We start from the raw sequence: 21,839 nt of genomic DNA on the forward strand, positions 1-21,839 counted from the left end.
GTACGAAGCCGCCCGCCCCGGACCTCTCCGGGGCGGGCGGCTTCGTACGTACGCGGACGGCCGGGCTGGGGCTGCGGGGAAACTCAGCGCTCCAGGAAGGAGAACAGGTTCTCCCACCGGTCGGTGATCTCGGCGCTGGAGTACCGCTTCACGTTGCGGAAGGCGTTGTCGCCGAGCCGGTCGCGCAGTTCCCGGTCGGACATCAGCCGGTCCAGCTGCCCGGCGAGCTCCATCGTGTTGCCGAGCCGGGCCAGCAGCCCGTCCTCACCGTGCTTGACGATCTCCCGTACGCCCGGCGCGCAGTCGAAGGCGGCCACCGGCACGCCCGCGGCCATCGCCTCCAGCAGGGTGATCGGGAACCCTTCGGCCCGCGAGGCCTGGGCGAAGACCGAGGCCCCGCGCAGGGCGCCGAGCACGTCGTCGGTGCTGCCCATCCACTCCACGGACTCCTCCACGCCGAGCTCGGCGGCGTGCGCCCGCAGCGCGGGCTCCTCCACACCGGCCCCGTAGATCCGCAGGGTCCAGTCGGCGTGGTGCGGGGCCGCGTCCGCCCACGCGTCGAGCAGCAGGTCCATGCCCTTCTCGAAGGCCAGGCGGCCGACGCTCGCCACGACCTTCTCCGTCCGCGGGGCGGGGGAGTCGGGCATGAACGGCAGCGGGTTCGGCATGCTGCCCACGTTCTGCATGCCGGCCCGGATCCAGAGGTCCGCGTCCTCGGGGGTCAGCACGAGCATGCGGTCGACCTCCGGGTAGAAGCGGCGGACCCGGCGGCCGCGGCTGGACTTCTCGCTGGCCTCGAAGGACTCGTGGCTCATGGCGATGAGGGTGCACCCCTTGGTGTCGGCGAGGGCCACCCACTCCATCGCCCAGACCTGGGTGACGATCACCACGGCGCCGGGGCGGGCCGCGCGCAGCAGCTCGCTCAGCTGCTCCGCCTTGGCCCGCATCTTCGCCCGGCGCGCCGCCTGGCGGCGCCGTTCGGGTGCGTTGAGCCGCCCCTTGATGCCGTGCAGCCGGCGCGCGGCCGGCGGGTGGGCATCGTAGAGCGTGGTCGTCGCGTAGGGGAGGTCGGCGGGCAGCTTCTGCCGGATCTCCTCGGCGACGGGGGCGATGCCGATGACGTGCACCCGGTGTCCGCGGTCGCCGAACAGCCGGGCCATCTGGTGCGACCAGGTCGTCACACCGCCGAGCTCGTCGACGCTGTTGGAGACGAGGAAGATGTCACGGCCGCCGGAGGCGGTCTGGTCACTCACTTGCCGCTCCTGGTGAAGAACTTCTCGACGATCTGGCGGGCCGCGTCCCCGCGGTCGTACTCGCCGAACTCGGCGAGGAAACGCTGACGCGCCTCGGCGTACTTGGCGTCGGCCTCGTCGAAGGCGGCGACGGCCTGGAGCAGTTCGTCCGCCGTGGCCACCACCGGGCCCGGGGCCTTCTCCTTCAGGTCGAAGTACGTGCCGCGGATGTCGGTCGCGTACTGCTCGTAGTCGTACGCGAAGAACAGCATCGGCCGGTCCAGGAGCGCGTAGTCGAACATCACGGACGAGTAGTCGGTGATCAGACCGTCGGCGAGGGCCAGCAGCGGGGTGATGTCGTGGTGCTTGGACACGTCGATGACCCGGCCCGCGACCGACGCGGGCAGCGCGACGCTGTTGAGGTAGTGGGTCCGCACCAGCAGCGTGAAACGGTCGCCGAGCCGGTCGGCGAACTCCTCCACGTCAAAGGGGAACTCGAAGCCCTCCACCGCGCCGTCCGCGTTCGCCCGGAAGGTCGGCGCGTACAGCAGCACCCTCTTGTCCGGGTCGATCCCGAACTCCGCGGCCAGCGGCCCGCGGACCCGCTCGCCGCTGTCCGCCTCGGAGCGGTGGGCCGCGACCAGGGCGTCGTTGCGCGGATAGCCGGTGCGCAGCAGCACCTCGTCGCGGAGGCGGAAGCCCTTGGCGAGGGTCCGGGCGTCGTGCTCGGAGCGGATCAGGAAGTGGTCGAAGCGGTCGACGGCGGCCTGGAAGCGGTCCTGGGCCGCGCGGCCCTGGGCCTTGGTACGGGGCTCGTGGAAACCCATCCGCTTGAGCGCCGAGCCGTGCCAGGTCTGGATGTACGTGGTCCCCGGGCGCTTGGCCAGCGCCAGCGGGAAGCCCTGGTTGTCGACCCAGTACTCGGCCTGGGCCAGCGCGCGCAGGTACGGCCAGCTCCAGCGCCGCACCAGCGTGGCCTCCTTGGGGAAGCCGGTGGGCTTGCCGCCGGCGTACGACCAGATCGCCTCGAACGGCACGCCCGCGCGCACGAGCTCCTCGTAGATCGCCTTCGGACTGTCGCTGTACTGCTTGCCCATGTGGCTCTCGAAGACGACCGTGCCCTTCTTGATCGGCAGCTTCGAGAAGACCTCGTGGTAGACCTTCACCTTCTGCTCGCCCGAGCCGATGTTGCGGCGGGCCCGCAGGGCCTTGCGCAGACCCCGCTTGACCAGGCCGGCGGCCTTGCCGTGCATCGCGCTGCTGATCAGCGTCTGGGTGCGCACGGCGGCGGCGCCCTCGGCGGTCAGGACGTAGGAGAGGTTGCCCTTCTTGGTCACCTCGGGCTCGAAGCGGTCGGAGACCAGCCGGGTCAGCCGGGGCCGCACGCGCAGCCGGGCGGCCTGCTCCAGGTCGACCCCGCCGACCGAGACGCGGGTGGTGATGCGATCTCTGCCGGCCGTCAACTTCAGGGTGACGTCCCAGACCGCGTCGATGATGCCGAGGGGACGGACGGTGCTGCCGATGTCAGCGGTGGCGTTCCACTCGATCGTGTCACCGGCGTGGCGCACCGTTGCCACCGGGAAGCTGAACGAACGCACCCCGATCTGACGGCGGGCCCGGAATTCGAGCGTGGCCTTCAATTCCGTTTCGGGCGTGATCCGGCCCAGCGGGTTCACGATGGCACCGGCGAGGGTGACGGTGCCCCGGCCGTCGTCCGCGTACGAGGTGAGGCGGTTGCCCAGGGCCATGGAGCCGAGCGGCGCCGTGTCGAAGCCCTGGTCGGTGACGTCCAGTATCCGGCGGGCCTCGGTGTCGGCCGGGTCGTCGATGTGCCGTGCGCACCAGTAGATCCGGCCGTCGCGCTCGGCGAGCGGGGAGGTGAGCCGGCCCTTGTTGGTCATGGCGTCGGCGGCGGGCAGGAGGTTGTCCCAGTCCTCCTTGCCGAGCAGGTAGGCGCAGATGGCCTGGAGGTTCGTGACGTTGTCGTACGCGGCCGGGTCGATGCCGGCCAGGTAGCCGTTGGCGAGCCGGGCGAACTGCCGGCGGTACGCGTCCCCGAGCAGCGGCAGGTCCCGCAGGTGCAGCACCAGGTCGTGCTTGAGGAACTTGGCGTCCTTGGCGGACTTGATCTCCGCGTGGCCCTTGGCGGCCAGCAGCTCGTCGACGCGGCGGTGGATCTCCATCCGGTGGACGAAGTTCTCGATCTCGTGGCGCCGGTTGCTGATCGACTTCGCCGCGGCCTTCTCGATCACGTTCCAGAAGTAGACGTGGTTCGGGATGAGCGTGATGCGGCTGGCGGCGACGTAGGCCTGCGCGGAGAACAGCAGGTCCTCGTAGTGGATCCCGACCGGGAATTCCAGGCCCTGCTCCAGCAGGAACGCGCGCCGGTAGCACTTGTTCGTGGAGAGGGTGTCGTAGACCAGCAGGTCCGGATATTCGGTGATCGACTCCAGCGTGCGGGTCCCGGAGTAGATCCACGGGTACCACTCGGTGGTCTTGCCCCACCTGTTGTCGAGGTGCACGCGGACGCACATGCCCGAGACCAGGTCGGAGCCGGTCCGCTCGGCGGCGTCCAGCATGTTGCGGCAGGCGTTGCGCTCCAGCACGTCGTCGCTGTCCAGGAACATCACGTAGGCGCCGGTGGCCTGCTTGATGCCGTGGTTGCGCGGTGCTCCGCAGCCGCCGCTGTTCTCCGGCAGCCGGAAGGCGCGCACCCTCCCCGGGTGCGCGGCTTCGAGCTCCTGGGCGACCGCGTAGGACCGGTCCTTGCTGCAGTCGTCGACGATCACGACTTCGACCCCGTGCAGGGTTTGGTCCAAAACCGACTGGACGGCTGTCGGCAGACGCTCTGCGTCGTTGTAGACGATGACGACCACGGAGACGTCAGGCACGTGCACCTCGATCCCTTTGTTTCATTCCGTTTATCCCGTCAAAGCTACCGTGTGCCGCGCTCACCCCCGGCAGCTCCACCCCCGCCGTGCATACTTCTAAGGAAGAAAAAAGGCAGAGGTGAGTGGCTGGTCCGGTCGCCGACAAATCACCCGTTCGGACCTGCAGGATGTGTTCATGAAGCTGTCCGTAGTAGTCCCTTGCTACAACGAAGAAGCTGTCATCGACAGCTTCGACACGGAGATCCGCAAGGTGCTGGACGCCCTCCCCGTCGAGTACGAGGTCTGCTACGTCGACGACGGCAGCCGTGACGGCACCCTCGACAAGCTCCGCGAGATCGCCGCCCGGCACGCGGACCGGACCCGCTACGTCTCCTTCAGCCGGAACTTCGGCAAGGAGGCCGGCATGCTCGCCGGTCTGCGCGAGGCGACCGGCGACGCCGTGGTCATCATGGACGCGGACCTCCAGCACCCGCCGGAGCTCATCGCCCCCATGCTCGACTACTACCGGCAGGGGCACGACCAGATCATCGCCCGCCGCACCCGTCAGGGTGACAAGAAGCTCCGCACGGCGCTGAGCCGCCTCTACTACCGGGGCATCAACCGGTGGGTCGACGTGGAGCTCACCGACGGCGTCGGCGACTTCCGGATGCTGTCCCGCCCCGCCGTGGACGCCCTGCTCTCGCTGCCCGAGTACAACCGCTTCTCCAAGGGCCTCTTCTCCTGGATCGGCTTCGACACGGTCCACTTCGACTACCGCAACGCGCAGCGCGAGGCGGGCGAGACGAAGTGGAAGTTCGGGTCCCTGCTGAACTACGGCATGGACGGGCTCATCTCGTTCAACAACCGGCCGCTGCGCATCGGCATCTGGGTGGGCGTGTCGCTGGTGGCGCTGACCGCGGTGTACGCGGTGTGGATCGCGGTCATGGCGATGACCCACGGCGTGGACTCCCCGGGGTACGTCACCCTCGTCGCGATCATCGTCGGCCTGGGCGGGGTCCAGATGGTCATGCTGGGCCTGATCGGCGAGTACATCGGCCGGATCTACTACGAGACCAAGCGCCGGCCGCACTTCCTGGTGAAGGAGTCGCACGGCGCGGAGCCCGTGCCGCGTGACATCCAGGGCTCCCGGGACGTCCGCAATTCCGGGGCGGCCATCGTCGCCGAGAGCGTGATCGCGGAACGCAGCAGCTGATGTCGGATACCTCGAACGCCTCGAACGCCTCAAATGCGCCGGACGCTGCGGACACCTCGAATGCGCCGGACACCCCGGGCGCCCCGGACGGGAAGGCGCGGCCCGGCCACAGGAAGGGGCAGCTCGGCCAGATCGTCCGCTTCGCCCTGGTGGGCGGCGTCAACACCGGCACCTTCTTCGTCCTCTACCTGCTGCTGCACCCCTGGATGCCGTACTTCGCCGCCTACTCCCTCGCCTTCGTGCTGGCGATGGTCGGCTCGTTCTTCATGAACACCTATTTCACCTACCGGACCCGGCCGACGTGGAAGAAGTTCTTCCTCTTCCCGCTGACCAACGTCACGAACTACGTGATCCAGTCCGCCGGCCTCTACGCCCTGGTGACCTGGGCGGGGATGAACACCAAGATCGCGCCGCTGGTCGCGGCCGTCGTGGCCATTCCCTTCACCTTCGTCCTCTCCCGCAAGATCCTCATCCCGGGGACCGGCGCCGGGGCCGGGGAACCGGACCGGGCCCGCAGCACGTCCACGCTCTGAAACCCGAGGGCGGCCCCGCCCGGCCACCCCGTAGATTGGGCGGGCAGGTTCATGACGGCAAGGGGCAAGGGGACAGACGTGTCAGCGGCTAGGCAGGGTGTGCTCGACGCGCGCAGGATCGTGGTCAAGGTCGGCTCCTCCTCCTTGACCACGGCGGCCGGCGGTCTCGACGCGGACCGCGTGGACGCGCTGGTCGACGTACTGGCCAAGGCGCGCAGCGGAGGCGAGAAGGAGATCGTCCTCGTCTCCAGCGGAGCCATCGCCGCCGGACTCTCCCCTCTCGGCCTGCGCCGCCGCCCCACGGACCTGGCCCGCCAGCAGGCCGCCGCCAGCGTCGGACAGGGCCTCCTCGTCGCCCGCTACACCGCCTCCTTCGCGCGGTACGGCGTCCGTGTCGGCCAGGTACTGCTCACCACCAACGACACCAGTCGGCGTGCGCACTACCGCAACGCCTACCGGACCCTGGACCAGCTCCTGGCCATGGGCGCCCTCCCCGTCGTCAACGAGAACGACACGGTCGCCACCGACGAGATCCGTTTCGGCGACAACGACCGCCTCGCCGCCCTCGTCGCCCACCTGGTCCGCGCCGACCTCCTCATCCTGCTCTCCGACGTCGACGGCCTCTACGACGGCGACCCGTCGCTGCCCGGCACGAGCCGCATCGACGAGGTCCGCGGCCCCGAGGACATCGCGCACGTCACCATCGGCAGCGCCGGCAAGGCGGGCGTCGGCACCGGCGGCATGGCCACCAAGGTCGAGGCCGCGCGCATCGCCGCGGCGGCCGGCATCCCGGTCGTCCTGACCTCGTCGAGCCAGGCCGCGGACGCGCTGGCCGGGCGGGCGACGGGCACGCTGTTCCACTCCACCGGGCGCCGTTCCACCGACCGGCTGCTCTGGCTCCAGCACGCGTCGACCCCGCAGGGGCACCTCGTCCTCGACGACGGAGCCGTGCGCGCGGTGACCGAGCGCGGCGGCTCGCTGCTGCCCGCGGGGATCGCCGCGGTCGAGGGCGACTTCGTCGCCGGGGACCCCGTGGAACTCCGCGCGGCCGACGGCCGCGCCGTGGCCCGCGGCCTCGTCAACTTCGACGCCAAGGAACTTCCGCAGCTCCTCGGCCGCTCCACGCGCGAGCTCGCGCGGTCGCTCGGACCCGAGTACGAGCGGGAGGTCGTCCACCGCGACGATCTGGTCCTCCTGCAGGGCTGAGGTTCGGTAAAACCGCCGCGCGGTGAGCCAGGGACTGGTCAACTGTGAGGGGCGGACACGCATGGCGCAGACAAGGAGGCGGCTGGTGAGACGAGCGCTGACCAGCGTCGGCACCGGGGACGGTGACATCGGCGGAAGCGGGGAAGAGCAGGACGCCTCCCGCCTCTGGCACATCACGCTGAGCGTCTCGGGCAAGCCCGCGCCGCTGTCCGAAGTCCGCCGCGGGCTGGAGCAGCTCGCCCACGACCACCCCTTCCTGCTGACCAGCCGCTACGCCGACGACCATGCGGAAATCCGCTACTGGGAGGAAGCCCGCGACCTCCACGACGCCGCGGCCGTCGCCCTGCGGCTCTGGGGCGAACACCGCTCCTCGGCGCAGCTGCCGCCGTGGGAGATCGTCGGCCTGGAGGTCATCGACCGCGCCACCTACCACCAGCGCGTGGCCGAGGGCTACGGCCCGCCCCCTGCCCACCCGGTCGGCGTGCACCCCTTTTGAACGCGCGCCTCGCACGGCTCCGCCGGACCGCTCCCGGGGCGTAGGCGCAACCCCGGACCGGTGGCCGACGGACGGAGTCCGGGCGCAGGCGTGCGCGGGGCGTCGAGGGGGCCGGTCGTCTCGGGGAGCGGGCGTGGCGTGGAGCGGTCGTCTCGGGGAGTGGAAGGCCGTTCGGGGTGGCCGGGGCGAGGATTACCCTGGCCGCATGACCTCGCTCGATGCCACCACCTCACCCGTGATCGCCACCGCGCAAGCCGCCCGTACCGCCGCCGCGGCCATCGCCCCCCTCCCGCGGTCCGCCAAGGACACGGCCCTGCTGGCCATCGCGGACGCGCTGGAGGCCCGTACGGCCGAGATCGTCGAGGCCAATGCCGTCGACACCGCGAAGGCGGCCGCCGCCGGCACCAGTGAGACCGTCATCGACCGCCTCACACTCACCCCGGACCGCATCGCGGCCATCGCCTCCGACGTCCGCGACATCGCGGCCCTGCCCGACCCCGTCGGCGAGGTCGTCCGCGGCTCCACCCTCCCCAACGGCATCGACCTGCGCCAGGTCCGCGTCCCGCTCGGCGTCGTCGGCATCATCTACGAGGCCCGCCCCAACGTCACCGTCGACGCCGCCGTCCTCTGCCTGAAGTCCGGCAACGCCGTCCTCCTGCGCGGCTCGTCGTCCGCCTACGCCTCCAATACCGTGCTCGTCGCCGTCCTGCGCGACGCCATCGTGTCGGCCGGCCTGCCCGCGGACGCGATCCAGCTCGTCCCCGGCGAGTCCCGCGACTCCGTCCGCGAACTGATGCGCGCCCGCGGGCTCGTCGACGTGCTCATCCCGCGCGGCGGCGCCTCCCTCATCAAGACCGTCGTGGAGGAGTCGATCGTCCCGGTCATCGAGACCGGTACCGGCAACTGCCACGTCTACGTGGACGCTCAGGCGGACCTCGCCATGGCCGTGGACATCCTCGTCAACTCCAAGGCCCAGCGGCCCTCCGTCTGCAACTCCGCGGAGACCCTGCTGGTCCACCGCGACATCGCCGACGCCTTCGTCCCCCTCGCCCTGGAAGCGCTCGCCGACGCCGGCGTGACCGTGCACGGCGACGAGCGGGTGCTCGCGTACGCGGAGGACTCCAAGGTCACCGCACTCGCCGCCACGGACGAGGACTGGGCGGCCGAATACCTCTCCTACGACATCGCCGCAGGCGTCGTCGACTCCCTCGACGACGCCGTCGCGCACATCCGGCGATGGACCTCCGGCCACACCGAGGCGATCGTCACCACCTCCCAGGCGGCCGCGCGCCGCTTCACCCAGCTGGTCGACTCGACCACGGTTGCCGTGAACGCCTCCACCCGGTTCACGGACGGTGGTCAGTTCGGCTTCGGCGCGGAGATCGGCATCTCCACCCAGAAGCTGCACGCCCGGGGCCCGATGGGGCTTCCCGAGCTCACCTCGACCAAGTACATCGTCACCGGCGACGGTCACGTTCGGTAGTCACGCCCCGAACACCGGGTGGCCGGATTTCGCCGGATGCCCTGCCCAAAGCCGCCCCCCAGGTCTACGCTGGTCACGTGCCGGACGACGTGGGGGGCAATCCGTTCCCGGACGACGGGGAGCCCGACGACGACCGCGGAGGCGCGGACAAGGACTTCGCCTCCGTGGTGTTCGACGAGGACTTCGTCCGGAACGCCGAGATCCGTGAACCGAGCGCCGCGGAGCGCCAGCGGTCCGCAGATCGGGCGCGCGCCGAGGCGGCCGAAGCCGCCCGGGCCGCCTTCGCGGGCGGCTGGACGGGCGACGAGGACTACGACGGGTACGGGTACGCCGAGGGCTACCACTCCGACGAATCCGGCTGGGAACACGGCCCCGGCTACGGGGACGGGCCGTACGGCGCCTACGGCGGCAGCCTGCGCCCCTACCGCGGCCGCTCGCCCTGGCTGCGCCCGGTCGCCTGGTTCCTCGCATTCGTCATGGGCCTCGGCATGGTCGCCCTGGCCTTCAGCGCCGTCTACCGCAGCGCCGCCGCCAGCGACGCGGAGCAGACTCCGGCGCCCGCGAGCACCCCCATGGGCGAAGTCACCGGCGCCGGCAAGTTTATGGACCGCGTCGGCCGCCAACCCTGAAGGTACGACCCCGCTCCTTCACCGGAGCCGGGGGCTTCTCTGAAGCGGGGACAGCGGGGAGAAGCGATGGCCGTGCCAGGAGATCCACCCAACGGCACCCCCGAAGGCATCGGCGGGGGCGACGAGGAGTTCCGGTCGGACGAGTACCGGTCGGTGGTGTTCGACGAGGACTTCGTCCGGGCTGCCCGCCTCCAGGAGTTCTCCGCACAGGAACGCATGGGCGAGCACGCCCGCGCGGTACGCAGCCGGTCCTTCTGGTCCGGCGGCGGCCACCCCGGGCCCCGGCGCGGCTCCTCCGCGGCCCGGCAGGGCCGGCTCATCGTGCTGTGCATCACCCTGGCGCTCGCCGCAGCCGTCTACATGGGGCTGCGCAACCCGTACGTGGCCCCCGTCGTGGGCCGGGCCGAGGCACTCAGCAGCACCGTGGTCCCGCTCGCGCCCTCCGAGCCGGTCCCCGGCGGCCGCCCGGCCGATCTGTACGCGAGCAGCCCGGCCGCGCAGTACCGCATCGGGGCGGCCGGCATCGCCCTGCCCGCCGTGCGCCACACTCCGCACTTCACCGACCATCAGGTCCTCACGGCGCTGAGCATCGCCAAGGACTACCTGGTGCAGTCCTCCCTGGACCCGGACGTGCTGGCCGCCGCCGCCACCCGCCCGGTGCGCGTCCTGCTCGACCCCGACCAGCTGACGCAGTTCGACCAGAGCATGGCCTCGCCCGCCGGTGACGGGCGCCACGCCGTCACCGGCTGGCTCGTCCGCTTCGACCCCGCCACCGCCGTGCTCGCCGACAGCCGGGTCCGGGTGAGCGGCGCCCTCGCCTTCGCCGAGACCAGCCCGAACGTGCTGGAAGTGATCACCGATCACACCTTCGTCTACGCCGTGCACCCGGCCACGGGGCAGCCCGCCGCGGTGGACGGAGCCTCGCTCTTCACCGTCCGCCGCGAGCTGCGGCTGCGCTTCGACCGCGACGACCTCACGGCCCGGCGGGCGGAGCTCGCCTCGGCCTACGTGACGGCGGGCCCCCAGGCGTGCTCCGCCGATCCGGCGCAGGGCTTCCGCCCGATGCTGGCCGGCGCCGGGCCGACGACGGTCGGACCGGCCGCGAGCGACCCGTACGCCAGTGGCCGACCGCGGCGCACGGCGGGGCTGTGCGGCGTCCTGGCGCCGACGGCCACCCCGGAGCAGGACGTGGGCTCAGCTCCCGAGGCCGGACCCGCTGCATAGGCCGGCCTGGCCCTCTGTGGACGTGACCGGCCCGCTCTTCGTGGACCCGGCCCCCGCTTCCTGGATCAGTCCTGCTCGGCGCCGCCCGTGGGCCTGTCCGTGCCCCTGTCCCCGGGGTTGCCGCCCGGGGCCGTGCCCGGACCGCTGCCCGTGAACCGGTCGCGGAGCTTGCCGCCCAGGTCCGCCGTGCCGCCGGCGATGTCACCGACCAGCTTCATCAGCGGGTCCTTGCTGGTCCGCACCGAGTCGGCGTAGTGCGCGGCGGACTGGCGGAAGGAGTCGCTCACCGAGGTGTCCTTGTCCTCGTCGCGACGCGGGTAGTGGCCGTCCATGATCCGCTGGTAGTCCCGGTTCTGCGACCACTTGTTCAGCTCGGCCGCCCGCACCGTCGTGAAGGGGTGCGTCCGCGGCAGCATGTTGAGGATCTTCAGTACGGAGTCGCGCAGGTCGCCGCTCTTCTCGTACTCCTCGGCCTGGGCGAGGAACGCGTCGACATTCATCTCGTGGAGGTGGTTGCCGCCCGCGAGCTTCATCAGGCCCCGCATCGAGGCCTGCACGTCCTGCCCCACCAGCAGCCCCGCGCGGTCCGCCGACAGCTCCGACTTGCGGAACCACTCGCGCAGCGCCGTCACGATCCCCATGATCGCCACATTGCCCAGCGGGATCCACGCGACCTTGAGCGCCAGGGTCGTCAGGAACAGCAGGATCGTCCGGTACACGGCGTGCCCCGACAGCGCGTGGCCCGCCTCGTGGCCCACCACCGCCCGCATCTCCTCCTCGTCGAGCAGCTCGACCAGGCCCGTCGTCACCACGATGATCGGCTCGTCCAGCCCGATGCACATGGCATTGGGCTTCGGATCCTGCTGCACGTACATCTGCGGGACCTTCTCCAGGTCCAGGATGTAGCAGGCGTCGAGGAGCATCGCGTGCAGGTGCGGGAACTGGGTCTCGCCCACCCGGACGGAGTCCGACAGGAACAGCAGTCGCAGACTGCGCTCCGGCAGCAGCCCGCTCAGCGCCTTGAACACCGTGTCGAAGCCGCTCAGCTTCCGCAGCGCCACCAGCGCCGAGCGGTCCGCCGGATGCTCGTACGCGCGCGAGGAAATACCGGGGAACCTCCTGCGGTCCCGTGCCGGTGCCTTCTCGAAGCCCGTCTCCGTCATAGCGCCCTCCCCGTCGATCCGTCCGTCTTGCCGTCCGTCTATCCTCTCCAACGCCTGAGTCGGCGTGAGCGTGCCCCAGGCCCCCGCATACGATGTGAGCGAAATCTCCGCCCGCTCCCCGACTCGATAGGTACCTGCCTGATGAGCCTCGCCTCCACCGCCCAGACCCTGGTCGTCCTCGCCTCGGAGGGCGCCGAGCAGCACGGCGGCAACCACGACAGCCTGAGCCCGTACCTGACCGGCGGTGCGGCCTTCGGCATCCTCCTGCTGCTGCTCTGGGTCACCACGCGCCTGAACCGCGACCGCTGAAGCCCGGCGTCGCTCACCCGCTCGAAGGCGGGTGCCTGCCGCTCCACCGGGCCAGTAGGCTCTTCGCTCATGGGAGAGCAGGAAATGCCTACCGGCCCGGTCAAGCGCCGGCTCGGCGTGATGGGCGGGACATTCGACCCGATCCACCACGGACACCTGGTGGCCGCCAGTGAGGTGGCCGCGCTGTTCCACCTCGACGAGGTGATGTTCGTACCGACCGGTGAGCCGTGGCAGAAGTCGCAGCGGGCCGTGTCGGCCGCCGAGGACCGGTACCTGATGACGGTCATCGCGACCGCGTCGAATCCGCAGTTCTCGGTGAGCCGCATCGACATCGACCGCGGCGGACCGACCTACACGATCGACACCCTGCGGGACCTGAGCGCCCTCAACGCCGATGCCGACCTGTTCTTCATCACCGGCGCCGACGCCCTCGCGCAGATCCTGACCTGGCGGAACGCCGACGAGCTCTTCGCCCTCGCCCATTTCATCGGCGTCACCCGGCCGGGCCACGTCCTCACCGACGACGGACTGCCCGAGGGGGGCGTCTCCCTCGTCGAGGTGCCCGCGCTGGCGATTTCGTCCACGGACTGCCGCGCACGCGTCGCCCAGGGGGATCCTGTCTGGTACTTGGTGCCCGACGGCGTGGTCCGCTACATCGACAAGCGTGAGCTGTACCGGGGAGCCTGAGCTTCCGGAGAGAGGGGCCCCGCGGTGAACGACCGACAGGATCCGTACGACCGGTACGATCCGCAGACAGCCCAGGAGCAGCAGCTCGTCGGCTACGACGCCTACGGGCGGCCGGTGTACGGCCAGGTGCCCGCGCAGCCCGCTCCTGCCCCTCAGGCCCCTTCCGCTCCGTACGGGCAGCAGCAGTACGAGCAGTCCTACGAGCAGCAGTACGACCGGCAGCAGTACGAGCAGTCGTACGAGCAGCAGTACGGCTACGACCACCAGGGCTACGCCGAGCAGCCCCCGCAGCAGCAGTACTACGCGCAGCAGCAGGAGTACCCGCAGGCCCAGGCGGCCCAGCCCCAGCCCCAGGCCTACGGTTACGACACCCAGGCCACCCAGCAGTGGATCCCGCAGCAGGCCGCCCCGCAGGCTCGGGCGCCGGAGCCGGTGCGCGCACCGGCGCCCGGCCCCGAGCGTGCGCCCGGCCCCGCGTCCGCGCAGGTCCCCGAGCCCCGCCGGGCCGAGGGAGGGGGCGCGCAGGGGCCCTCGTACCGCACCGAGCAGTTCGACTTCATCGACCAGCCGGACGAGGACTCCGAGGACGTCATCGACTGGCTCGCCTTCACCGAGAGCCGGACCGAGCGCCGCGAGGAGGCCCGCCGCCGCGGCCGCAACCGCGTGGTGGCGCTGATCGTGGTCCTCGCCGTCTTCGTCGCCGGCGGCCTCGGCTACCTCTGGTACGCGGACGAGCTCCCCTTCGTGGAAGGCCCGGGCAAGGCCGCGAGCGGCGCGGCCGCCACCGGTCCGCAGAAGCGCGACATGATCGTCGTCCACCTGCACAACACCAAGAAGGGCGGCATTTCCACGGCACTGCTCGTCGACAACGTCACGACCAAGCAGGGCGCCACCGTCCTGGTGCCGAGCACGCTCGGCGTCTCCAAGGACGACGGCACCGCCGCACCGCTGGCCAAGGCCCTGGAGGACGGCGGCCTCGGCGTACGGGAAGCCCTCGACACGGCGCTCGGCACCCACATCGGCGGCACCTGGCGGCTGGACACCCCCTTCCTGGAAAACTTCGTGGAGCTGGTCGGCGGCATCGAGGTCGACACCGACGTGGCGGTCCCCGCGGACGACGCGGCGAAGTCCCCGGCCGTGGGAGCGGGCCAGAAGCAGAGCCTCAGCGGTCCGATGGCCGTCGCGTACGCCACGTACCGGGCCCAGGGCGAGCCGGAGACCAAGCAGCTGGAACGCCTCGGCAAGGTCCTGTTCGCGCTGCTGCGCAAGGTGCCCGGCGACCCGAAGACGGCGGCGCAGACCGTCGAGACCACCGGCCAGATCCTCGATCCGGCCCTGGACGCGCAGGCCCTGGGCGCACTGCTGTCCAAGCTGGGCGATCACGCGAAGGTGGGCGCCTACCGCACCGACGTGCTCGCGGTGAAGCCCGACGGCGGCCTCACGGACGAGGCCAACAAGAAGGTCGTCAAGGAGGTCCTCGGCGGCTCCGCCACGGCCGCCCAGCCCGGCGCGGCCCCGCGGGTGGGCATCAAGGACGCCACCGGCGACGACAAGACGCAGACGGCGGCGAAGGCGGCCCTGCTCAACGGCGGCTACACCCTGGTGGACGGCGGCAAGGCCGACAAGCCCGTGCCCGCGTCGCAGATCACCTACCAGGACGACGCGCAGCGGGACAAGGCCGTCGAGGTCGCCAAGACGCTGGGGCTGCCCGAGACGGCCGTGAAAAAGGCCGAGAACGCGGTGAACGCCGACGTCGTGGTGACGCTGGGCAAGGATTACAAACCGTCCTGAGCCTTCTGCGGCGGCGACTGTGAGGTGTGGGTCCGCCCGCGCGGGACGTTCCGCGCGGGCGGTGTCGGCGGTACATGAGACCCTTGTAAGGATCTGCCCGCCAACCCGAAAGCATGGCCAGTGACCGCCACGGACCGCTCCATCGAGCTCATCACCGCCGCCGCCCAGGCCGCGGCCGACCGGCTCGCGCACGACATCATCGCGTACGACGTCAGCGACGTGCTGTCGATCACCGACGCCTTCCTGCTCGCCTCGGCGCCCAACGACCGTCAGGTCAAGTCGATCGTGGACGAGATCGAGGAGAAGCTCCAGAAGGAGCTCGGCGTCAAGCCGGTGCGCCGCGAGGGCGACCGCGACGCCCGCTGGATCCTGCTCGACTACATCGACATCGTCGTCCACGTGCAGCACAGCGAGGAGCGGGTCTTCTACGCGCTGGAGCGCCTGTGGAAGGACTGCCCCGAGATCGACCTCCCCGAGGACGCCAAGCTCACCAAGGGCAAGGCCGAGGAGCACGCGGCCCTGCGCGCGACGCAGGGCGACGACGAACTGGACGGTGATCTGTTCTGAGCACGACCAGCGAGAGCACGACCAGCACGGGCAGGGCCAGCACGGGCAAGGCGGGCAGGAAGATCGTCCTCTGGCGCCACGGCCAGACCGCGTGGAACCTGGAGCGCCGCTTCCAGGGCTCCACGGACATCGAGCTGACCGAGACGGGTGTGGCGCAGGCGCGCCGCGCCGCCCGGCTGCTCGCCTCGCTGGGCCCCGACGCCATCGTCTCCTCGGACCTGCGGCGGGCCTCCGCCACGGCCGCCGAGCTGGCGTCCGTCACGGGCCTGACCGTGTCGCACGACGAGGCGCTGCGCGAGACGTACGCCGGCGAGTGGCAGGGCCTCACGCACGACGAGATCCTCGAGAAGTACGGCGACCAGTACGCGGCGTGGAAGCGCGGCGAGGCGGTCCGCCGCGGCGGCGGTGAGCTGGAGACCGAGGTCGCCGAGCGGGCCGCGCCGGTGGTGCTGGGGCACGTCGACCGGCTGCCCCCGGGCGGCACGCTCGTCGTCGTCAGTCACGGCGGCACCATCCGTACGACGATCGGCCGTCTGCTGGGCCTGGATTCGTACTACTGGGAGGGCCTCGGCGGGCTCTCCAACTGCTGCTGGTCCGTCCTCGGAGAGGGCGCGCGAGGCTGGCGGCTGATGGAGCACAACGCCGGCACACTGCCCGAACCGGTGCTGGGCGACGACGACTGAGCCGACCTCAGGGCGGCTCCCACCCGGATTTCACTTTCCGGCTGGTCACAGGCTAGAGTTCTTCTTGTTCGCAGCGCGGAACACCGGAAACGGGGGGAGCGTCGCGAAGAGCGGGGCTATAGCTCAGTTGGTAGAGCGCCTGCATGGCATGCAGGAGGTCTGGAGTTCAATTCTCCATAGCTCCACAATCAAGATCCCGTCCCCAGTAGGGGGCGGGATCTTTGCTTTTGTTCGCAGCTGACCAGGTGCGCGCCGGCATGGCAGAATCGGACCGCCGGAGGGGGACGACGACGGCCCGACGCGGGAGGGAGTCGCTGACGGATGGGTGCACACCGGCGGCGGTGCGACTGGTGCAACAACGGCACGCCGATCGTGCGGGACATGGAGCCGATCAACCCCGACTACCAGTACTGGTGCGAGGAATGCGCACGGGCGCTGATCATAAAAGGCGACCCGATCGAGACGTACCGGGAGCTGGAGGGAGAGCCGATCTACGGGCGGCTGCTCGATGAGCACTGCACGCTGAAGCGCTTCTACCAGTTCGCTCGCGCCTGACGCGGAAACATGCGCCGAACTACCCATAACGGACATGGCTCGGGACTCGTGGAAACCGATTTTTGGACCAGGGCCATGACCGTGTAATGTTTGGGACGTCGCCGAGGGGAACCGGAAACGGAGAACGAAGCGGCAGGCAAGGCAAGGGGCTATAGCTCAGTTGGTAGAGCGCCTGCATGGCATGCAGGAGGTCTGGAGTTCAATTCTCCATAGCTCCACAGTGAAGAAGCGGGCCACCCGGATCGGGTGGCCCGCTTCTCGTTGTGCGCCGCCCGTCGCGGGCCGGAAGGGCAGAGCACCCCTAGGGGCCGCTGCGGTACCCTGACGCCATGCGTGCCGTACGCCTCCTGCTTACCGAGCCGCGCTGAAGAGCACCGACCCCACGAGACGGTCGGCCTCGGCGCGGCGCCCCCTCCTGTGCGAGGGGTTTTTTCGTTTGGGCAGGCAGAGACGGCAGAGACGATCGATGGAGCTTCAGAAATCATGAGCGAGACGAACACCCCGGCCCCCGAGGCGGCCGAGGCGCACCGCTACACGGCTGCCATGGCCGCCGACATCGAGGCACGCTGGCAGGACTTCTGGGACGCCCAGGGCACCTACGAGGCGCCGAACCCGACCGGCGACCTGGCCGGCGACCCGGCGGTCGTGGCGAGGCCCAAGAAGTTCATCATGGACATGTTCCCGTTCCCCTCGGGCGCGGGCCTGCACGTCGGCCACCCGCTGGGGTACATCGCCACCGACGTCTTCGCCCGCCACCAGCGGATGACCGGCCACAACGTCCTGCACACCCTGGGCTTCGACGCCTTCGGCCTGCCGGCCGAGCAGTACGCCGTGCAGACCGGCATGCACCCGCGCGTCTCGACCGAGGCGAACATCGCGAACATGAAGGTCCAGCTGCGCCGGCTGGGCCTGGGCCACGACAACCGCCGCTCGGTCGCCACGATCGACACGGAGTACTACAAGTGGACCCAGTGGATCTTCCTGCAGATCTACAACTCCTGGTACGACGTGGAGGCGAAGACGGCCCGCCCGATCGCCGAGCTGGTCGCCGCCTTCGAGAACGGCACCCGTGAGCTGCCCGGTGGCGCTTCCTGGGCCGCGCTGAGCGCCGGCGAGCGGGCCGACGTGCTGAACGAGTACCGGCTGGCGTACTCCTCGGACGCGCCCGTCAACTGGTGCCCCGGGCTGGGCACCGTACTGGCCAACGAGGAAGTCACCGCCGACGGCCGCTCCGAGCGGGGCAACTTCCCCGTCTTCAAGTCCAAGCTGAGCCAGTGGAACATGCGGATCACGGCCTACGCCGACCGCCTGCTGGACGACCTGGACGCGCTGGACTGGCCCGAGGCCATCAAGCTGCAGCAGCGCAACTGGATCGGGCGCAGCGAGGGCGCGCGCGTCGACTTCCCGGTCGGCGACGGCGACGCCATCACCGTCTTCACCACCCGCCCCGACACGCTGTTCGGCGCCACCTACATGGTGCTGGCGCCCGAGCACGAGCTGGTCGGGAAGATCGTCCCGACCGAGTGGCCCGAGGGCACCCGCCAGGTGTGGACCGGCGGCGCCGCAACCCCCGCCGATGCCGTGGACGCGTACCGCAAGCAGGCCGCGTCGAAGTCGGACGTCGAGCGGCAGGCCGAGGCCAAGGACAAGACCGGCGTCTTCACCGGCGCGTTCGCGACCAACCCGGTCAGCGGCGAGCGGGTTCCGGTCTTCATCGCGGACTACGTGCTGATGGGCTACGGCACCGGCGCGATCATGGCCGTCCCGGCGCACGACTCCCGCGACTTCGCGTTCGCGCGCGCCTTCGAGCTGCCGATGCGCTGCGTCGTGCAGCCCTCGGACGACCGCGACGCCGACCCGGCCGAGTGGGACGACGCGTTCGCCTCGTACGACGCCGCGATCGTCAACTCCACCGGTGAGGGCATCTCGCTGGACGGCCTGGGCGTGGTCGAGGCCAAGGCGGCGATCACCGACTGGCTGACCGAGCGGGGCATCGGCGAGGGGACCGTCAACTTCCGGCTGCGCGACTGGCTGTTCAGCCGCCAGCGCTACTGGGGCGAACCCTTCCCGATCGTCTACGACGAGGACGGCGTCGCGCACGCGCTGCCCGAGTCGATGCTGCCGCTGGAACTGCCGGAGGTCGAGGACTACTCGCCGCGCACCTTCGAGCCGGACGACGCGACCTCCCAGCCGGAGACCCCGCTGTCGCGCAAGGCCGACTGGGTCAACGTCGAACTGGACCTGGGCCGAGGCGAGGGCGTCAAGCGCTACCGGCGCGAGACCAACACCATGCCGAACTGGGCCGGTTCCTGCTGGTACCAGCTGCGCTACCTGGACCCCACCAACTCCGAGGCGCTGGTCGACCCGGCGATCGAGCAGTACTGGATGGGCCCCAGCGAGAGCCAGCCGCACGGCGGCGTCGACCTGTACGTGGGCGGCGCCGAGCACGCGGTGCTGCACCTGCTGTACGCGCGCTTCTGGACGAAGGTCCTGTTCGACCTGGGTCACGTCTCCTCGGTGGAGCCGTACCACAAGCTGTACAACCAGGGCATGATCCAGGCATACGTCTACCGTGACGAGCGCGGCTTCCCCGTCCCCGCGACCGAGGTCGAGGAGCGCGACGGCCGGTTCTTCTTCGAGGGCGAGCCGGTCAAGCGCGAGCTGGGCAAGATGGGCAAGTCCCTGAAGAACGCCGTCACGCCGGACGAGATCTGCGAGGAGTACGGCGCGGACACCCTGCGCCTGTACGAGATGGCGATGGGCCCGCTGGACGTCTCGCGTCCGTGGGACACCCGCGCCGTCGTCGGCCAGTACCGGCTGCTGCAGCGCCTGTGGCGCAACGTGGTGGACGAGGAGACGGGCGCCGTGACGGTGGTCGACTCGGAGCCGGGCACGGACACCCTGCGCGCGCTGCACAAGGCGATCGACGGGGCCGGCTCCGACATGGCCGCGCTGCGCTTCAACACCGCCATCGCGAAGATCACCGAGCTGAACAACACCCTGACGAAGGCGGGGCGCCCGCTGGAGCGCTCGGTCGCGGAGCGGCTGGTGCTGCTGGTCGCCCCGCTGGCTCCGCACGTCGCGGAGGAGCTGTGGCAGCGCCTGGGTCACACCGACTCGGTCGTCTTCCAGGACTTCCCGGTCGCGGACCCGGCGTACGTCGTGGACGAGAGCGTCACCTGCGTCGTCCAGATCAAGGGCAAGGTCAAGGCCCGTCTGGAGGTGTCTCCGACGATCTCCGACGCCGACCTGGAGCAGCTGGCGCTGGGCGACGAGGCGGTCGTGGCGGCGCTGGGCGGGGCCGAGATCCGCAAGGTGATCGTGCGCGCGCCGAAGCTGGTGAACATCGTCGTCTGAGGCTGTCTGAGGCTGTCCGAGGCGTCTGTTGAGCTGACGTCTGGGGCGTCTAGGGGTATTCCCGTACGGGCAGGTTGGGGGTTCGAGGGGAACCCGCGGCCTGCCCGTGGCGGTTACGGTGGAAGGGACGTAATCGGCTGGGGAAGGGACCCTCATGGAGGCGGCTTTTATCATCGTGGCCCTGGTGCTGCTGTTCGCCTTCCTGGGGCTCGGCGCCTATGTGACGACGAAGGTGGTCAAGGCCGCGGCGCGCGGCGTGGACCGGACGATCACACAAGCCCGCCGCACCGTGGAGGACACCACCCTGAAGGCGCGCAGCTTCGGTCAGGTCGGCGTCTCGGGCGCCCTGGCCCAGCTGCGGCTGGACCTGCGGAGCTCGATGCGGGCCACGCAGCAGGCCCTGTACGAGGGCGTCCAGATGGACGCTTCGCTGAAGGAGTCGATCGGGCTGTTCGAGCGGCTGAGCGCGCACGGGCACGAGCTGGACGACGAGCTGAAGCGCCTGGAGGCGGAGCCGGACCGTAGGCGGATCGCGGACAGCCTGCCGGACCTGCGCGAGCGTACGGCGAGGATCACGCAGGCGGCGGACTCGCTGCGCTGGGCGGCGCGCGACCGCGCCCGCCGCTTCGCGGAAGACGACCTGTCGACGCTGTCGGCCCAGATCGACATCGAGTCGGGCGCCCTGCGGGACTGGTCCCGCGCACCGTCGGACGACTTCACCTCCGCGCCCGCGCCCGCCACCCCCTGGTCTGCCCCTCAGCCGTCCCAGGCTCCTCAGCCGTCCCAGACCCAGACGCCGCCGGCCGCCCTCTCCCAGCCGGCCCCGACCCCCCAGTACCCCTGGCAGAAGTCACCCAGGCCGGAAACGACGACCTGAGCCGGGCGGCAGCGTCCAGGCCGACGGCAAGGGCCCCCGCCCGGCCGGGCTGCCGGAACACCCCCACTGCCGGTAACCTCCGCCTCATGTCCCGCCATGTCGCGATCGTCACCGATTCCACGGCCTACCTGCCCCAAACAGCCATGGCGCGGCACGGAATCACCGCCGTCCCGCTGACCGTGGTCCTCGGTGACGAGGCCCTCGAAGAGGGCACCGAGATCTCGGCCCGAAGCCTCGCCCTGGCCCTGCAGAAGCGCCACTCGGTCACCACCTCGCGCCCCAGTCCGGAGGACTTCGTCCGGGCCTACCGGGCCGCCGCCGACGCCGGTGCGACCGGCATCGTGAGCCTGCACCTGTCCGCCGAGTTCTCCGGCACCTACGACGCCGCCGTGCTCGCCGCGAAGACCGCGCCGGTGCCCGTGCGCGTCGTGGACACCGGCATGGTCGCGATGGCCCTCGGATTCTGCGCGCTGGCCGCCGCCGAGGTGTCCGAGGCCGGCGGCTCCGTCGACGAGGCCGTCGCGGCCGCCGAGAAGCGGGCCGGTGGCATGTCGGCGTACTTCTACGTGGACACCCTCGACTACCTCCGTCGCGGAGGCCGCATCGGCGCCGCGCAGGCCCTGCTCGGTTCGGCGCTCGCGGTCAAGCCGCTGCTCACCCTGGACGGCGGGCGGATCGAAATGCTGGAGAAGGTGCGTACGGCCTCCAAGGCCATCGCCCGCCTCGAGGAACTGGCCGTGGAATGCGCGGGGTCCGGCGCCGTCGACGTGGCCGTGCACCACCTGGCGGCCCCGGAGCGCGCGGAGAAACTGGCGCAGCGGCTCCGCGAGCGCATCCCGGGGCTGGTCGAGCTGCACGTCAGCGAGGTGGGCGCGGTGATCGGCGCGCACACCGGGCCGGGGCTGCTGGCGGCGGTGGTATCCCCGCGCTGATCACCGGATCGGGTGACGGAGTTTTCCACAAT

Annotated in this window: 19 protein-coding genes and 2 tRNA genes; 18 read left to right on the top strand and 3 right to left on the bottom strand. The window is 70.7% G+C overall.

Annotation, left to right across the window (positions count from 1 at the left end; all coding sequences use genetic code 11):
* Positions 1–83 precede the first annotated feature (83 nt).
* Together J7E97_RS06240 and J7E97_RS06245 are read right to left on the bottom strand one after the other, a co-directional pair.
* Complete coding sequence (locus tag J7E97_RS06240; protein WP_215023217.1) at positions 84–1,253, bottom strand: glycosyltransferase; 1,170 nt, start codon at positions 1,251–1,253, stop codon at positions 84–86.
* Positions 1,250–4,129: a bifunctional glycosyltransferase family 2 protein/CDP-glycerol:glycerophosphate glycerophosphotransferase gene (locus J7E97_RS06245; RefSeq protein ID WP_215023219.1), complete on the bottom strand. Its 2,880-nt coding sequence runs from the start codon at positions 4,127–4,129 to the stop codon at positions 1,250–1,252. Before J7E97_RS06245 ends, J7E97_RS06240 begins: the two co-directional genes overlap by 4 nt.
* A 169-nt stretch (positions 4,130–4,298) precedes the next feature.
* On the opposite strand from J7E97_RS06245, the gene J7E97_RS06250 reads away from it, so the two are divergent.
* The 7 genes from J7E97_RS06250 to J7E97_RS06280 all read left to right on the top strand — a co-directional run bounded on the left by J7E97_RS06250 (position 4,299) and on the right by J7E97_RS06280 (position 10,886).
* Positions 4,299–5,315 (top strand): glycosyltransferase family 2 protein, encoded by a 1,017-nt coding sequence (locus J7E97_RS06250; RefSeq protein ID WP_215023221.1) that lies wholly within the window; start codon positions 4,299–4,301, stop codon positions 5,313–5,315.
* Positions 5,315–5,848 carry a GtrA family protein gene (locus tag J7E97_RS06255; protein ID WP_215023223.1) on the top strand — a complete coding sequence of 178 codons (534 nt, stop codon included), beginning with the start codon at positions 5,315–5,317 and terminating at the stop codon, positions 5,846–5,848. The genes J7E97_RS06250 and J7E97_RS06255 overlap by 1 nt, the downstream gene beginning before the upstream one ends.
* A gap of 78 nt (positions 5,849–5,926) precedes the next feature.
* Complete coding sequence (proB, locus tag J7E97_RS06260) at positions 5,927–7,054, top strand: glutamate 5-kinase (protein WP_215023225.1); 1,128 nt, start codon at positions 5,927–5,929, stop codon at positions 7,052–7,054.
* 61 nt (positions 7,055–7,115) lie between these two features.
* Positions 7,116–7,550: a hypothetical protein gene (locus J7E97_RS06265; protein ID WP_215023227.1), complete on the top strand. Its 435-nt coding sequence runs from the start codon at positions 7,116–7,118 to the stop codon at positions 7,548–7,550.
* A 205-nt stretch (positions 7,551–7,755) separates the two neighbouring features.
* Positions 7,756–9,033 carry a glutamate-5-semialdehyde dehydrogenase gene (locus tag J7E97_RS06270; protein ID WP_215023229.1) on the top strand — a complete coding sequence of 426 codons (1,278 nt, stop codon included), beginning with the start codon at positions 7,756–7,758 and terminating at the stop codon, positions 9,031–9,033.
* Between the two features lie 77 nt (positions 9,034–9,110).
* Positions 9,111–9,662 carry a hypothetical protein gene (locus J7E97_RS06275; RefSeq protein ID WP_215023231.1) on the top strand — a complete coding sequence of 184 codons (552 nt, stop codon included), beginning with the start codon at positions 9,111–9,113 and terminating at the stop codon, positions 9,660–9,662.
* 66 nt (positions 9,663–9,728) lie between these two features.
* A complete protein-coding gene (locus J7E97_RS06280) occupies positions 9,729–10,886 on the top strand; it encodes a hypothetical protein (protein ID WP_215023233.1) in 1,158 nt (385 codons plus the stop codon).
* A 65-nt stretch (positions 10,887–10,951) separates the two neighbouring features.
* On the opposite strand, the gene J7E97_RS06285 is transcribed toward J7E97_RS06280, so the two are convergent.
* Positions 10,952–12,049: a M48 family metallopeptidase gene (locus tag J7E97_RS06285; protein WP_215023235.1), complete on the bottom strand. Its 1,098-nt coding sequence runs from the start codon at positions 12,047–12,049 to the stop codon at positions 10,952–10,954.
* A gap of 141 nt (positions 12,050–12,190) precedes the next feature.
* Here J7E97_RS06285 and J7E97_RS06290 point away from each other — a divergent pair, with 141 nt between their 5' ends.
* The 11 genes from J7E97_RS06290 to J7E97_RS06340 all read left to right on the top strand — a co-directional run bounded on the left by J7E97_RS06290 (position 12,191) and on the right by J7E97_RS06340 (position 21,807).
* Positions 12,191–12,358 carry a hypothetical protein gene (locus tag J7E97_RS06290; protein ID WP_215023237.1) on the top strand — a complete coding sequence of 56 codons (168 nt, stop codon included), beginning with the start codon at positions 12,191–12,193 and terminating at the stop codon, positions 12,356–12,358.
* A 69-nt stretch (positions 12,359–12,427) separates the two neighbouring features.
* Positions 12,428–13,045: a nicotinate-nucleotide adenylyltransferase gene (nadD, locus tag J7E97_RS06295; protein ID WP_215023239.1), complete on the top strand. Its 618-nt coding sequence runs from the start codon at positions 12,428–12,430 to the stop codon at positions 13,043–13,045.
* Between the two features lie 24 nt (positions 13,046–13,069).
* Positions 13,070–14,836, top strand: a complete 1,767-nt coding sequence (locus J7E97_RS06300) for an LCP family protein (protein WP_215023241.1) — start codon at positions 13,070–13,072, stop codon at positions 14,834–14,836.
* A 120-nt stretch (positions 14,837–14,956) separates the two neighbouring features.
* Positions 14,957–15,403: a ribosome silencing factor gene (gene rsfS / locus J7E97_RS06305; protein WP_215023265.1), complete on the top strand. Its 447-nt coding sequence runs from the start codon at positions 14,957–14,959 to the stop codon at positions 15,401–15,403.
* Positions 15,400–16,086, top strand: coding sequence for a histidine phosphatase family protein (locus J7E97_RS06310; RefSeq protein ID WP_215023372.1), 687 nt, complete (start codon positions 15,400–15,402; stop codon positions 16,084–16,086). The genes rsfS and J7E97_RS06310 overlap by 4 nt, the downstream gene beginning before the upstream one ends.
* A gap of 112 nt (positions 16,087–16,198) precedes the next feature.
* Positions 16,199–16,271 (top strand) — tRNA-Ala (locus J7E97_RS06315).
* Between the two features lie 136 nt (positions 16,272–16,407).
* Complete coding sequence (locus J7E97_RS06320) at positions 16,408–16,641, top strand: hypothetical protein (protein WP_112446589.1); 234 nt, start codon at positions 16,408–16,410, stop codon at positions 16,639–16,641.
* Between the two features lie 145 nt (positions 16,642–16,786).
* Positions 16,787–16,859 (top strand) — tRNA-Ala (locus tag J7E97_RS06325).
* 265 nt (positions 16,860–17,124) lie between these two features.
* Positions 17,125–19,998 (top strand): leucine--tRNA ligase, encoded by a 2,874-nt coding sequence (gene leuS, locus J7E97_RS06330; protein WP_215023267.1) that lies wholly within the window; start codon positions 17,125–17,127, stop codon positions 19,996–19,998.
* A gap of 154 nt (positions 19,999–20,152) precedes the next feature.
* On the top strand, positions 20,153–20,875 hold the full coding sequence (locus tag J7E97_RS06335) for a hypothetical protein (protein WP_215023269.1): 723 nt from the start codon (positions 20,153–20,155) through the stop codon (positions 20,873–20,875).
* Positions 20,876–20,961: 86 nt separating this feature from the next.
* Positions 20,962–21,807 carry a DegV family protein gene (locus J7E97_RS06340; protein WP_215023271.1) on the top strand — a complete coding sequence of 282 codons (846 nt, stop codon included), beginning with the start codon at positions 20,962–20,964 and terminating at the stop codon, positions 21,805–21,807.
* Positions 21,808–21,839 lie beyond the last annotated feature (32 nt).

The organism is Streptomyces sp. ISL-66 (genome assembly GCF_018614135.1).
Lineage (GTDB): Bacteria > Actinomycetota > Actinomycetes > Streptomycetales > Streptomycetaceae > Streptomyces.